Annotated in this window: 10 protein-coding genes and 1 riboswitch; of the genes, 5 read left to right on the top strand and 5 right to left on the bottom strand. The window is 71.6% G+C overall.

Going from position 1 to position 13,697, the window contains the following annotated elements:
- Window positions 1-125 precede the first annotated feature (125 nt).
- On the bottom strand, window positions 126-809 hold the full coding sequence (locus CC117_RS30670) for a transglycosylase family protein (RefSeq protein WP_071090825.1): 684 nt from the start codon (window positions 807-809) through the stop codon (window positions 126-128).
- A gap of 5 nt (window positions 810-814) precedes the next feature.
- Window positions 815-1,042, bottom strand: a riboswitch (cyclic di-AMP (ydaO/yuaA leader).
- Window positions 1,043-2,231: 1,189 nt separating this feature from the next.
- Window positions 2,232-3,266 (bottom strand): class II fructose-bisphosphate aldolase, encoded by a 1,035-nt coding sequence (fbaA, locus tag CC117_RS30665; RefSeq protein WP_071090822.1) that lies wholly within the window; start codon window positions 3,264-3,266, stop codon window positions 2,232-2,234.
- 287 nt (window positions 3,267-3,553) lie between these two features.
- Here fbaA and CC117_RS30660 point away from each other — a divergent pair, with 287 nt between their 5' ends.
- The 5 genes from CC117_RS30660 to CC117_RS30640 all read left to right on the top strand — a co-directional run bounded on the left by CC117_RS30660 (window position 3,554) and on the right by CC117_RS30640 (window position 9,100).
- A complete protein-coding gene (locus tag CC117_RS30660; RefSeq protein WP_241830571.1) occupies window positions 3,554-4,147 on the top strand; it encodes a DedA family protein in 594 nt (197 codons plus the stop codon).
- A 1,067-nt stretch (window positions 4,148-5,214) separates the two neighbouring features.
- Complete coding sequence (locus CC117_RS39555; RefSeq protein WP_241830570.1) at window positions 5,215-5,679, top strand: CAP domain-containing protein; 465 nt, start codon at window positions 5,215-5,217, stop codon at window positions 5,677-5,679.
- 178 nt (window positions 5,680-5,857) lie between these two features.
- Window positions 5,858-6,964, top strand: a complete 1,107-nt coding sequence (locus CC117_RS30650) for an NAD-dependent epimerase/dehydratase family protein (RefSeq protein ID WP_071090812.1) — start codon at window positions 5,858-5,860, stop codon at window positions 6,962-6,964.
- Window positions 6,957-7,511, top strand: coding sequence for a GNAT family N-acetyltransferase (locus CC117_RS30645; RefSeq protein ID WP_071090809.1), 555 nt, complete (start codon window positions 6,957-6,959; stop codon window positions 7,509-7,511). The genes CC117_RS30650 and CC117_RS30645 overlap by 8 nt, the downstream gene beginning before the upstream one ends.
- 497 nt (window positions 7,512-8,008) lie before the next feature.
- Window positions 8,009-9,100, top strand: coding sequence for a nucleotidyltransferase domain-containing protein (locus CC117_RS30640; RefSeq protein ID WP_071090807.1), 1,092 nt, complete (start codon window positions 8,009-8,011; stop codon window positions 9,098-9,100).
- An 85-nt stretch (window positions 9,101-9,185) separates the two neighbouring features.
- Here the strand turns inward: CC117_RS30640 and CC117_RS30635 are convergent, their stop codons facing one another.
- The 3 genes from CC117_RS30635 to CC117_RS30625 form a co-directional block, all read right to left on the bottom strand.
- Window positions 9,186-10,562 carry a PH domain-containing protein gene (locus CC117_RS30635; protein ID WP_071090806.1) on the bottom strand — a complete coding sequence of 459 codons (1,377 nt, stop codon included), beginning with the start codon at window positions 10,560-10,562 and terminating at the stop codon, window positions 9,186-9,188.
- The gene (locus tag CC117_RS30630) at window positions 10,559-11,083 is read right to left on the bottom strand and encodes a PH domain-containing protein (RefSeq protein WP_241830569.1); all 525 of its coding nucleotides are present in this window, start codon (window positions 11,081-11,083) and stop codon (window positions 10,559-10,561) included. Before CC117_RS30630 ends, CC117_RS30635 begins: the two co-directional genes overlap by 4 nt.
- A gap of 83 nt (window positions 11,084-11,166) precedes the next feature.
- Entirely contained in the window at window positions 11,167-13,656 is a 2,490-nt protein-coding gene (locus CC117_RS30625; protein ID WP_071090804.1) for an MMPL family transporter, read from the bottom strand.
- Window positions 13,657-13,697: the final 41 nt, after the last annotated feature.

Genomic DNA, 13,697 nt, shown 5'->3' with positions numbered 1-13,697 from the left:
GGAGAACTGGAGGCCTTCGCGGAATGGCGCAACGTGTCCGGCGGCAGTCATCCAGCGCGCCGGTGTTCGCCGGTAGGCGGGCGCGGGCAGGTGACCGGACGGTCCGCTGCGTGGGACGGGGGGCGTCAGCCGAAGGTGGCCGCCCAGGTCTGGGGACCGAGGATCCCGTCAGCGATGAGGCCACGTGCTGCCTGGAAGTCGCGCGCCGCGGCCGCGGACAGAGGCCCGTAACAACCGTCAACCGTGAGCGGGTATCCGAGCGAGTTCATTTTGCTCTGCCAGGTCCTGACCTCGTCGCTGACCTGGTTGTGAACGGACGGGGCGTAGTTCCGCCCCAGAGCCGGAACACCCGCGGTGGCGGGCTGTGCGACCAGGGAGGTGCGCTCCGCCACGCGGGAGGCCTGGCTGCCCGCGCCTGACGACGACGAGCCGGGAAGGAGCTGGCTGCCGCTCATTCCGCTGCCGCAGACCGGCCACTGGCCGAACCCGGAGCGAAGCGCGAGCTTCAGTGCTGCCTYGTCCTGCACGGCGGGCGGAGCCGTGTGTGGGAGCCCCGAGTAGCCCAGGCTGCTCCAGGTGCTGGGGGAGAACTGGTAAGCGCCATAGTAGCCGTTACCGGTGTTCGTCGTGTAGTTGCCGCCGGACTCGCATTGCCGCAGTCCTTCCCAGGTCGTCGCGGCGCTCGCGGGTTGGCTGATGGCGATTGTGCCTCCGACCGCCGCTACAAGAGCGGTTACGGGGACGAAAGTGCGGGCCCGGCTGCGGGTACTGCTGCGGCGTTGTCGGCCACTGGTACGTGCGTCGGACATGCGTGAGTTTTCCTTCCCCACGCCTGCGAGGTGAGCTGTCGGGTTCGGGCAGGGAACAAGCCCGGCCGCGTGCCAGGAACTCCGGAAATCCTGTGCCTTCGGCAGCGAGGAAGAATTTTCTTCATCGGTGTCGTCAGCTTCGCGGCTTCACCCCAAGGACGCCTGACATCGGCGCCCGGGATTTGGTTCCCCCGCTCCTGCCATCGGGTTTCTGTTTCCGGCGGTTGGGGGCAGGGATTCGGCGTGCCACCCGTCGGGTGCCCGGCCTGTCTCCGGGCACGGCGAAGACCATAACCACGCTGTCCGGCCCGACGACAAGCATTGAATGTCCTACGTGAAGAAGAGCACACTGCGGCGAGCCTCCTTGAGATCAGCTGAGGCCCCTGGTATCGCGCGCGCAGGCGCGCTCATTAACTTGGCTGACGCTCCGGGGCGGGCGATTAGAGACTGCTGATCACGCTCGCGAAAGATCGCGGGCAATGCCTGTGCTGTGGTCAATCGACCGGAATATGCGCCGACGCTATCCGGCCGGCATCGCGCTGTCAGCAGCGAGTCWAAGAATCCATATCTTCGTGCTGATGGTGCCTCGCGTGTCGCGTGGTGTGAGATACGCAACTGTAACTATGTGTTAACTCAAGTGTATCTTCCGTCGCGATGTCCGGAGTGCTGGGTGTCCACGGGGCGCGCCGAGTGACACTCCCACTCCGGCCTTATGGATCTTGTTGGGCCTCTGTGTGGTCCTGTGAAACCACACGCCCTCAACCCGGTTGGTGCCTCTCTGTGTCTCTTTGATCTCGGAGGGTCGTAATGGGACGGATGGGACCTGCGGTACGACCGCACGGGAGCTCGGACACGGCGGGGCTACTTCTGGAGAAGAGGACACAGCGCGGCCACGGCCCGTTCGCGGGGGGGGGGGGGCGCAGGCACCCGGCCTACCGACCGCGGCCGCTGTCTCAGTGCTGGTCCGGCCTACTTGAGGCCGGTCCGGCCGGACGACGCTCCGCCGGCATCAGGCGCACGGACGGGCGGGCCACTGTGCCCTTGATGGTGCCCCGGGCGGTTATGCGGGGGAGTGGTGCGCCGGAGCGGCGCACGATCTTTCCTGGGATGCCGCCGGCGGACCGCCTGTCCGCTCCTCCACCCCGGCGGACCGGGCGGTGAGGATGGTCATCGGCGCACGGCATCAGCCGTGCGGATGTGTCGTCACACTGCTCGGGTGACCGGCCCGGGCGGCGGACCGCCCGGCTGCCCACATCACCGGGAGCGCCGATGCGCAGTGAAGAGGTGAAGAGGAAGAGGTGGAGAGGTGGAGAGGTGGGGCGTCGTGCAGTGCGCCAGAGATGCGCCACCGCGGGAGGGATACTCCCGGGGGACACGAGCGCCCCCGGGAGAACGAAAGCGGACCCTCGTCCGGTCTGCGGGTCAGACCCCGATCGAGCGGCCGGTCGAGCGGAGGTCCTCACAGGCCTGGGCCACGCGGGCGGCCATCGCGGCCTCGGCGGCCTTCCCGTAGGTGCGCGGGTCGTAGGCCTTCTTGACCCCGACCTCGCCGTCCACCTTCAGGACGCCGTCGTAGTTACGGAACATGTGGTCCGCAATGGGCCGGGTGAAGGCGTACTGGGTGTCTGTGTCCACGTTCATCTTGATGACGCCGTAGTCGAGCGTCTCGCGGATCTCCGAGAGATCTGATCCGCTTCCGCCGTGGAAGACGAGGTTGAACGGCTTGGCGTCGGCCGCGAGTCCGAGCTTCCCCGCAACGTGTTCCTGGCCCTCCCGGAGGATCGAGGGGCGGAGCTTGACGTTTCCGGGCTTGTACACGCCGTGGACGTTGCCGAACGTCGCGGCCAGCATGTAGCTTCCCTTCTCCCCGGTGCCGAGCACCTCCGCGGTGCGGAACATGTCACCGGGGGTGGTGTAGAGCTTCTCGTCGATCGCGCCGACGACGCCGTCCTCCTCGCCACCCACGACACCGATTTCGACCTCGAGGACGATACGCGCGGCGCGACAGTCGGCGAGCAGCTCGTCCGCAATTTTGAGATTTTCCTCCAGCTCCACCGCGGAGCCGTCCCACATGTGGGACTGAAACAGCGGGTCGCGTCCCTGCGACACGCGTTCCCGAGAGATGGCGATGAGTGGGCGGATATAAGTGTCCAGCTTGTCCGCAGGGCAGTGATCCGTGTGCAGAGCGATGTTCACGGGGTACGCCTTGGCGACATGATGCGCGTACTCGGCGAGAGCCTCGGYCCCGAGCACCATGTTTTTGATGGTGGTTCCCGAGAGGAATTCGGCGCCGCCGGTCGATACCTGGACGATTCCGTCACTGCCGGCTTCGGCGAAGCCCCGCAGCGCGGCATTGAGGGTCTGTGAGGATGTCACGTTGATGGCGGGGTAGGCATAGGCGTTCGACTTCGCCCGGCTGAGCATCTCGGCGTAGACGTCTGGGCTGGCGATGGGCATCGGTGGAGCTCCTCGAAAGGTGTAGGGGCGCCCGGCCGCCAGGTGACGCGAAGCCACCGTGGGCCGTGACACCGGACGCGCCGCCGAACCCGCCACCGGGCCCCGGATACCCGGAGACCGGTCGCGCCCGACGCGTGCCGACGGCAGGTGTTGGCCGAAGGGTATGTCGTCACCCGGCTCGGACGGGTGTGGTTCCACGCGACATCGCCGGATGCTGCTCGGATGTCGGCTCGGGGTCGCCGCCGGCCGGCAGACTGGGGTCTGTGGACATCGAGAGCCTGTCTGGGATGACCCTGTACGCAATCCTCTTCGCGGTGATATTCGTCGAGAGCGGGGTCCTGGTCGGCTTCTGGCTTCCCGGTGACACCGTGCTGTTCGCAGCAGGTCTGCTGGCGGCCGACCCGGCCGCGAACGTGTCGATCGTCGTGATCGCGATCGGTGTACCGGTGGCCGCCACCCTCGGCGCCATTGTGGGATACATCACAGGCCATCGGCTCGGTCGGCCCTACCTGGAGCGCCGGCACACCACCGCGCTGGCCCGGACCGAGAACTTCTACCGCCGCTTCGGTGCCGCCACCCTCGTCGCCGCGCGCTTCGTCCCCTGGGCCCGGACCTTCGCCCCGGTGCTGGCAGGCGCTGTGTCGATGCCCCGGCACCGCTTCGGGGTGGCCGTGGTCACCGGGGCGCTGGTGTGGGGCACCGGCCTCGTCCTGCTCGGCTACGCGGCGTCTTCCGTGCCGGGCCTGCGCGACGCGGCGTTGTGGATCGGAATCGTGGTCATCGTGGTCTCCGTCCTGGCCGGCGTGGCCGGCGAACTGCTCCGGCGCCGGGTGGCGCGGCTGCGGGGCGCCGAGGGCACAGGCGGAACGAGTGCCGGTTGACATGGTGGGTCCGGGTGGCTTTTCTGCTGGGTGGGTGTCGCTCGTCCTGGCGGCGGCGATCCGTACGGTTACTGATCGCCGAGCCCACCAGGCGGGCGAGCGGCCAGGCTGCCGATCACACAGAAGGCGGAATGCGGTCAGCATCTCCTGAGCGTCCCCGGGCGCCCGGCTCGTCCCGACCTTCGCGACGGTTACGGCCGTTCCGTGCGGTCCGCTGGTCCAGCCGTGCCCGGCAGCGCCGCGCTGCCGGCGGATGCGCGGTCATGACGGTGGCGCTGCTGGGGCTGGTGGCCGCGGCCGGCGTCGGTGGCCCCGCTCGAAGCGTGGCCTTTCTGGAGTCCCCGCCGGTCCTCGTGGGAACGGGCGGGCCGTTCCCACCGGAGGCCGGCCCACGGCCGGGCGGTTCCGCCGCCGGCGGGAACCTGAGCCCCACACCGGCTTCCAGGAACCGGCGGGCCGCCCCCGCCGTCCCCGACGCGCCGCGGGCCGTGCGGGTACCGATCGCCAACCCACCCGGAGCTGACGCGCATGCCGCGGCCGGCCCGCCGCCGTCAACAACCACACCGCCGCGGGCGCGTGGTTCCGCGGAACCCGCCGAGCTCGGCGGCCGCCCGGCCCCGGCCCCGGCGCCGGCGCCCTCCGGAGCGGTCGGTACCGGGCCGATCCGACCCGAAGCCGCACCTGGGCTGACTGTCCCCTCCGAGGCAGCCCCCGCCGACGCGGCCCGACCTGCAGCAGTACCGCCCGAACCGGGCGGCTCCGATGCGGAGCCGGGCGGTTCCGGCCCCAGCGCTCCGCACTCGGATCCGGACGGCGCCGCATCACCTGGCGCGGATCCAGATCCAGGTGGTCCCGATCCGGGCGGTCCCGAGGTAGACGGTCCCGAGGCAGACGGTCCAGACCAGGATCGTCCAGGGCCGACCAGCGCGCCGCCGGTGGACCCGCGACCGGCGCCAGCCCCGGTTCCGGAAGCGGCACCGGCACCGGTGAACGGCGCCAGCGCGGCGGAGACCGATACCGGCGCAGTCACGTCGCGTCCGGAAACCGCCCCGGCCGAGCCGGCTCCGGTGGCTCCCGCGCCGTCCGCGCCGTCCGCGCCGTCCGCCGAACGTCCTGTCGAGTCTGCCGGCGGGACCGGGCAGGAGCACACGGCGCTCATCGCGGAGCTGGTCGAGCGGACCAACGCCCAGCGCGCCGCGGCCGGCTGCCCGCCGCTGGCGATCGACGTCCGGCTGAGTGCAGCCGCACAGGCCCACAGCGAGGACATGGCTGCCGGCAACTACTTCGATCACACGGCACGGAACGGTCGGTCGCCGTTTGACCGGATCGCCGCGGCCGGGTACTCCTTCTCGGTAGCCGCCGAGAATCTCGCGGCCGGGCAGCGGGCCCCGGCATCCGTGGTGGCGGACTGGATGGCCAGCCCGGGGCACCGCGCTAACATCCTGAACTGCGAGCTCACTCAGGTGGGGGTAGGGCGGGCGAGCGGTGGCGACTACGGCACCTACTGGGTACAGGACTTCGGCACGCCGTAGCCGCTCCGGCGCCGCGGCACCGGACCACGGCCGCTGCCTGGTACTCCCGCTCCGGCCGGGTGGGTACCAGTAGATCACGTATTGTCTGGTCCGGAACGGACTGGTGTGTCGGGTCCCGGCCACCGGCGCGCGCGGAGCGCGGACCAGCCGGGTGGTCGGGCAGCGGGTGGGAGGGCTATTGGCTCGGTCGGTGGTCACCGGCGCGGCCGGATTCCTCGGCGGCGCTGTGGCGCATGAGCTCCGCCGGCGCGGCGACGAGGTCGTCGCACTCGACGTCCGGCGCGGCCCCGGAATCACCCTGGCCGATGTCACCACCTCCGGCGACTGGGAGAAGGCCCTCGACGGCGCTGACCTGCTCATCCACACCGCAGCGGTCGGTATGGGCGGCGTGGGCGAACTGACCCCGGTCCGGGCGGGGCGTCCGACACCGCCGAGCAGGGTCACCGCCGCCCAGATGCGCAGGGTGCTGCTCGGCGGTACCGCGACGGTGCTGGACGCCGCGCAGCGCGCCGGTGTCCGGCGGGTCATCCACCTGTCCTGCGTGAGCGCGCTCGGCGACGACGCACCGCCGCTGGCGGACGAGTCCGCGCCGATCGGCCTGACCGGCGAGCCCCGCGCCGACGCGATCGCGGCCGCAGAACAGACCGCCAGCGCGGCGGCGGCCCACGGCGCGCCGGTCACAGTGCTGCGGATCGCGGACGCCTATGGCCCGCGCGCCGGGCGTTGGACGCTGTGGCCTGTGCTGCTCATGCGCGCCGGCCGCTTCGTCCTCGTCGACGGCGGGCGCGGCCAGCTCAGTCCCGTCCACGTCGATGACGTGGTGGCAGCGGTGACCGCTGTCGCCGCCGCGCCCACCGACGTCGTGGCCGGCCAGGTGCTGCATGTGACGGGCCCGGGCTCCTCGACAGCCGCCGAGTTCTTCGGCCGCTACGCCGCGCTGGCCGAGGTCAGGCCGCCGAGATCCGTCCCCGCCCGGCTGTGCGAGGTCGTCGATGCGGTGGACCGCCTGCCGAGCCGCCGGCCCGCGTCTCCAGCCCGCCGCCCCGGTGTGCTGCGGGGCCTCGGCGCGGCGTTGGCCTCCCATGTGGACCCGCGGATCCGGGTGGATCTCGGCCCGCTGACGATCCAGGATCTGACCAGGGCCAGTGCCGTCTCCGGCCGGCGGATCACCGAGCTCGTCGGATGGCAGGCCCGGGTGGATCTCGACGAGGGCATGCGCCGCACTGGCGCCTGGCTGCGCGACCGTGGGCTGCTCGGCGTCACGGAACCCACGCGTCGTGGGTGAGGGTCCCACCCTCACGACGGCGCGGATGCGCGCACTTCCCCTGACTGTCTGGAACTCCGGTTTCGTCGCCGAGGAGCTGGCGCAGGCCATGGTCGCGGCCGGTCGCGGCCAGCCGGTCCGGATGGCCGCGGGCGAGCTGTTCGGCGGCGCGCTCGACTCCGCCGCGGCCGGGCCGTCGGACTCCGCCGCCATCGATCCCACCGGCGTGCGCAGAGAGCTGCGTCGCCGGGTGGGCGCGGGCCGGGGCATCCTGACCTGGGTGCTGCGCAACACGGACGGCGCGGCTCTGGGGCTGTTGGCGGCGGACGCCCACGGCGCCCGGGCCGCGATCGGGGTGCGGGTGAGCCACACCTATCGGCGTGACGGCTATGCCAGCGAGGCCGTTCGTGCCCTGGCGGGCTGGCTGGAATCGCGTGGGGCGATCGTCGGCACACGGGTCCGAGTTGGGGATGTGGTGGGAAAGCGGCTCGCGCAGTCGACCGCCTTCGTACCGACCGGCGTCCTGCTCACCGAACGCCGTCGGCTGTGGATCCGTCCGCCCGCCTGACCGTTCGGGGTGGCCCTGTCGTGGCAGGGTTGTTCTCCCGGTGATCCGTAACGCAACGTAAGCTTTGGCGATGGCGCGGGCGGACCGGCCTCCTCGGTCGCGGGCCCCTTGCCGGGTGGGTTGCCAGGGCTGGCGCGGCGGGTCGGTGCGGGCGGGTGGGCGCCCGTATCCCCCAAACGTGCCATAAGAGCTGGTCAACGCTTCCGTCTCACCCCCCAGGGGTGGTATCCCTGAGAACCCTCCTGGGCTCGGGGTGTCGGGAATCCGACAGGGTTTCTCTGTGGTTTTGTGGACGCCAGGGCCCGGCCGGACACGCCGATACAACAGCCCCCTGTTCAGAACGTGACGTCCTGGGGCACCATAGGAGTCGATGTCGCAACCGGTAGTCGGCCCGCCGACTCCGGCCAACGGCATCAACGACGTCGTGGGGGGCACGTCGTGGTCTGGCAGGGGTACCCGCACGATTGCGTCACCCGCGTCCCTGGGAGGTCGGCACGATGAGCGTGGATGCCCGTCAAGGAGTTCCCGCTGGAACTCTGTCGAGCGAGGTCACCTACGACCATCTGATCATTCCGCCGCACTGGCGGCGGCCGGCCGGCTCGGCGCCCGGGAAGCCCAACACCCTCTTCCCCGTCGACGAGCAGGCGGCCGCGCCGCCGCCGGGCCCGGCCGTCACCGGTGCGTCGCCGATCAATCCGGTGACCGGTCCGGTGACCGGCCCGCTGCTCGTCGGCACCACGGCGCGCGCCTTCGCCAAGCTGGACGATCTGGTCCGGCTCAGCGAGGACGACCGCGCGGTGATCGACGGCCGGCGGGCCGAGGCCGAGCGGGCGCTGCGGTCGATCTTCCCGCCGCGCTGCGCGCTGCCGCTGGTCGGCGTCGCCACCATCGGCTCGGCCGGGCGCGACACGATGATCCGCCCGCTCGACGAGGTGGACATCTTCGTGGTCTTCAGCGCCGCGAACAGCGCGTGGAAGCGCTTCCGGTGGGATTCCCGGGACCTGCTCGTCTGCGTCCGCAACGCCATCGGCGGTGACCGGGTGCAGACGATCGGCACCCGCGGTCAGGCTCTGCGCATCGTGTACGACGCCGCTCCGGACGTCCACCTCGTGCCCGCCTTCGACCATCCGCGCGCCGGCTACGTCATCCCGGACCGGATCGGGGGCTGGCTGCCCACCAGGCCCGAGCGGCACGCCAGCTGGACCATGGACCTCGGTCCCCGGGTGATCTCCGCGGTGCGGCTGCTGAAGGCGTGGAACCGGGTCTGCGGAAGCCACCTGCGCTCCTTCCACATCGAGGCGCTCGCCGGGCAGGTGCTCGCCGGCCGCGGGCTCAACACCCGCCAGGGCGTCGCCGAGGTGTTCCGCTACATGGACGAGGTGGGTCTCGCCGTCGGCGATCCGTCGGACATCCGCGGCGACCTGTCCAGCTACCTGCGCCCGGACGACCTCCAGGACCTGGGGGCGGGCGTCCGGCAGGCGCGGATCTACGCGGAGCGGGCGGTGGCGGCCGAACGCGCCGGGAACCACGAGGAGGCCGTGAGCCTCTGGGGCGCCGTCTTCGGCCCGGAGTTCCCCACCTTCGGCTGACCTGCGGATGGGGCTGGCGCCGTGACCGGCGCCAGTGCCGTGACCGGCGCCAGTGCCGTGACCGGCGCCAGTGCCGTGACCGGCACTAGCCCGCCGGCCCGTACTCCGGGGCGCAGACCGCGGCGAGTGGTGAGTCGTACTCCGTCTGGGCGGGCGGCGGATCGTCCGACCGGTCGGTCCGCGCGGTCAGGGTGGCGTGGGGGCCGAGCCGGGAGCGCTCCGCCTGCCCGGCGGCGATCCGGTAGGCCTCCTGGACGTCCCGCAGCCCCGCCCGGATCCGTACCGGCCCACCTGTGCAGTCCAGGTGGACGTCCGCGAGCCGCAACACGCGGTGGAGCGGCTGCTGGACGACCTGGATGCTCTGCACCTTGAGGTGCGGGACGATCTCGGTCCGTTGCCACAGGCGGCCGGACTGGGTGACGAAGACCTGGTCGTCAGCGCCGCAGCGGATGTGATGCCAGCGCAGCGGAGCCAGCAGCCGGGCCCGGCCGGGTGGCGGCAGCATCGCCACCGCGCCAAGATCGACCTTCGGAAGCAGGCGCTCTATCAGCGCGACAGCCTGCGCGCGCGGCGCTACGGGCAGCAGCATGCTCCGCGCCTCCCCGGCGACGTTGATCTGTACCTCGACCCAGCCGGGCCACCGCCACAGCGGGGACGAACGCAGGCGGATCGCCTGTACCCGGCCGTGCGGGACGGTGTGATGGGCGCGGTTCAGCAGCCCGCCGCGGACTCGTAGGCCGTCCGGCGACTCCGACACGGTGAAGTGGTAGCCGCTGGCGAACCGGCGGAACGACGTACGCCAGACTCCGACCAGCGCCGGTGTCACCGCGACGAAGCCGGCGAACGTCCCGGTGAGCAGGGCCGGGGTGATGAGAACGAAGGCTGCGGCGAGCGCCAGCCACGGCGCGGGGGACAGTGCGATCGAGGCGGCGAGGCGGCCCGGCGGCACCACGGTGAGCGGCCGCTCGGGTGCCTCGCCGATGTCGGGCGCGACACCCGCGGCGCGGGCGAGCAGCTCCGCCCGCAGGGTCCGTGCACGCTCCAGTGAGAGGTAGCTGAGGCTGGTGCCTGACTCCTCGTCCCCGTCGTGCGCGCCGCCGAGGTCCAGGCGGAGGACCGCGAGCCCGGCGGCCCGGGCCAGCAGCGGCTGCGCGATCTCGACCGCCTGGATGCGGTCGAGGCGGACGTCCCGGAAACGTTTGAACAGCAGGCCGGTCTCCAGCCGGATGCTCTCGGCGTTGACACGGTAACGGGTGAACCGCCAGGCACAGTAGCCGTAGGCGGACGCGGTGGGCAGCAGAAGAAGCAGAGTGATCAGGACGCCGCGGGCGGAGATCTCCTCGACGAAGTTCCTGAGCACGCTGGCGGCGACGGCCCCCACCAGCAGCCAACCCCGCAGCAGGGGCGTCAGCGGATGGAGATGGTGATACTCGTCAGCCGGCTCCGAGCCCGCCGAGGTCAAAGCCCGACCGCCCGGTCACGGCCGCGCTCGGCCAGTGCGTCCCGCAGCCGGGCCGCCTCGTCCGGTGCGAGGCCTGGAATGACCACGTCGGTGGTGGCGGCGGCGGTGTGCAGGCGCACCTGCGCGACGCCGAAGCGCCGCGCCAACGGTCCGGCTGTGACGTCGACCAGCTGCATCCGGCCGTAGGGGACCACGGCGAGTCGGCGAACCAGGACGCCGTGCTGAACCAGCAGGTCGTCGTCGCGTTCGGCGTACCGCCAGGCATCCCACGCCCGGCCGATCGCGTGCCAGGCCCAGACCGCGGCGCCGAGCGGTGCGAACGCGACGAGCAGCCCGGGTGGGCCCAGGAAGGTGCTGCCGACAAGCGCGGCAAGCGCGGCCGCGGGCAGCGCGCCGGCCGCGAGCAACAGCCGCCGCAGCCGCCGCAGCTGCGGGGACAGCCCCCGCCAGGCCTGCGGCGGGACGCGCCACAGGTCCGGCATCGACACCGTGTCCGGTAGGTCGAGCGGCGCAGGGCCCATCTGGCAACCATAAGTGCTTAAGCCGGGATTCCCCGAAGGTTTCGGCGGTGCGCGGAGCATCGCGGCTGATCAGCCGCGGCCGATCAGCGCGACGGATCTGTGCGCGGGTCCCCTGCCGAACCGGCGGGGGAGGCGTCCTGCTTTCGGCTGCCGGACGTATCGGCGGTATCGGCGGTATCGGGTGGTTCGGTGGTGCGCGCGGTTTCCGCGGCCTCGGGGCCGTTGGCCTGCTCCTCGTCAAGCATCTGCAGGCGGGACATCTCGTAGGCGTGTTCGATGGTGTCGGTGCCGAAGTCGGCGAAGGCGCCGGACGGCGCAATTCCGGGCTGGTCGAGTTCGGCTGCCGCGGCAGCGTCATCGAGCGGGACGGGCCTGGCCGGCGCCGCCTGGGCTGCCCGCAGCGCCAGCGCCCGGTCCGCCGAGGCTGTGGGATGGCTGGGCCACCACACGGCCGGTCCGACGTCCAGCGCGAGCGCCGGCACCAGGATCGAGCGGACGACCAAGGTGTCCAGGAGTACCCCGAAGGCCACCAGGAACCCGACCTCGGCGAGCTGGACGAGGGGGAAGATGAGCAGCACCGCGAAGGTGGCGGCCAGTACCACCCCGGCCGAGGTGATCACGCCGCCGGTCACCGCAAGCCCGCGCTGCACACCGGCGCCGTGCCCGATCCGGCCCGCCTCCTCGCGGACGCGTGTCATCAGGAAGATGTTGTAGTCGACGCCGAGCGCCACCAGGAAGATGAACCCGACGAGCGGCAGCGCCGGATCGACGCCGGGGAAGCCGAAGACGAAGCGGTAGATCAGTGCGCTCGCGCCCAGCGCCGCGAAGAACGACAGCACGACGGTGGCCATGAGGAGTAGCGGCGCCACGATCGCGCGCAGTAGCAGCGCGAGAATCAGCAGCACCACGACGAGCACCACGGGAATGATCACCTCGCGGTCGCGTACCGCGGCGTCGCGAACGTCGAGGTTCACGGCGGTGTTACCGCCGACGAGCGCTCCGGCGCCGGGAACCGCGTGGACCGCGTCACGGAGAGCTTCGACCGTACGGAAGGAGTCCGAGCTGTCCGGCGGTGCCTCCAGGATCACCAGGAACTGGACCAGGTCGGCCGTCCGGCCGCTCTCCGCCGCCGCGGCCACACCCGGGACGGCGCGCACGGTGGCGGCCACCGCGTCGGCCTGCGTGGCGTTCGTGACGACGAACGTCGGAGCCGTGACGCCCGGTGGGAAGCTCTGCTCGGCGAGATGCTGACCCTCGACCGATTCCACCTGGTCACGGAAGGCCTCGTCCTGGCGCAGGACGCCGGGCAGGACGAGCATGCCGAGCACCAGCGCGCCCAGCGCGACCGTCGTGGTGACCCAGATGACCCGCGGGTAGCGCGCGATGGCGGCGCCGGCGCGGGCCCAGGTGCCGCTGCCGGTCTCCTCCGCCTGCTCGTAGTGGCCCAGCCGCGGCACGAACGGCCAGAACAGCCGCCGACCGCCGATCACCATCGCGGCCGGAAGCAGCGTGAGCATCGTTACCAGCGCGACGACGATGCCGATCGCGCAGACCGGGCCGAGCCCGCGGTGCGAGTTCAGCTCACCGAGCAGCAGGCACAGCATTCCGATGATCACTGTGCCGGCGGAGGCCAGGATCGCCGGTCCGGCCCGGCGCAGTGCGACCCGCATGGCCGCGGCGGGCTCGGCGTACCTGGTGAGCTCCTCCTGGTAACGGGCGATGAGCAGGAGCGCGTAGTCGGTTCCGGCACCGAAGACGAGGACCCGCAGCATGCCCGCGCTCTGGCCGTTGACCGTGAGATCGGCGTGCCGGGCGAGCAGGTAGATCAGGCCGGCAGCGGCCTGGTCCGCGATGCCGACCGAGAGCAGTGGCACAATCCAGAGGAAAGGGCTGCGGTAAACCAGCAGCAGAATCACGGCCACAATGGATGCGGTCGTGATCAGCAGCGCGTTCTCGATTTCCGCGAAAACATCGTAGGTGTCGGCCACCAGGCCAGCCGGACCCGTGACGGCGGAATCGAGTCCCGGTTCGGTCGCGGCCGCGTTGTCGCTGATGTTCCGTATACGAGCGATATCATCGGTGAACTGTTCGGCGTCCGTCGACTGCGGCAGCGGAACCGTGAGCACCACGGCCTTGCCGTCACCCGAGGGCACCGCGGGCGGAATGGTGTTCGCCGCGAACTCGCCGAGATCGGCCCGCAGTGCCTCGGCGACCTTCAGGTCGTCCGGAGTGAGACCGTCCGCCCGCGCCAGGATGATCACCGCGGGCACGGCGTCGCCGCCGGGCAGGGTCCGCTGCGCCTCCAGCAGGCGGGTCGACTCGGCATCCTCCGGTAGGAAGGCCGAGGCGTCGTTCGTCTGGGCGTCCGTGAGCTGGAAGGCGAGCGGGCTGACCGCCACGCCGACCGCCAACCAGCACAGGACGATCAGGCAGGGCACGAGGCGCRCTGAACGCGACCGCCGTACCGGGTGCCCCGGGCCCGGGGCGTGCCCTGATCCGGCGGGCGGCGCCGCACCGGCTGGCTCCGCGGCACCGGCTGGCTCCGCGGCACCGCCGAGGCGCGGCTGGTCCATGCTGCGCCCTCCCTCATCCACCTGCCGGCTCTACGCCGATG

Origin of the sequence: Parafrankia colletiae, assembly GCF_001854655.1 — a bacterium.
Lineage (GTDB): Bacteria > Actinomycetota > Actinomycetes > Frankiales > Frankiaceae > Parafrankia > Parafrankia colletiae.
Note: the sequence above shows the minus strand (reverse complement) of the source record. Positions and strands in the feature narration are given on the sequence as shown.

Excerpts from the sequence above, each read along its gene's own strand:
- CC117_RS30660 (WP_241830571.1), top strand. The coding sequence starts at position 3,554 with ATGACCCTGTACGCAATCCTCTTCGCGGTGATATTCGTCGAGAGCGGG.
- CC117_RS30640 (WP_071090807.1), top strand. The coding sequence starts at position 8,009 with ATGAGCGTGGATGCCCGTCAAGGAGTTCCCGCTGGAACTCTGTCGAGC.
- CC117_RS30630 (WP_241830569.1), bottom strand. The coding sequence starts at position 11,083 with ATGGGCCCTGCGCCGCTCGACCTACCGGACACGGTGTCGATGCCGGAC.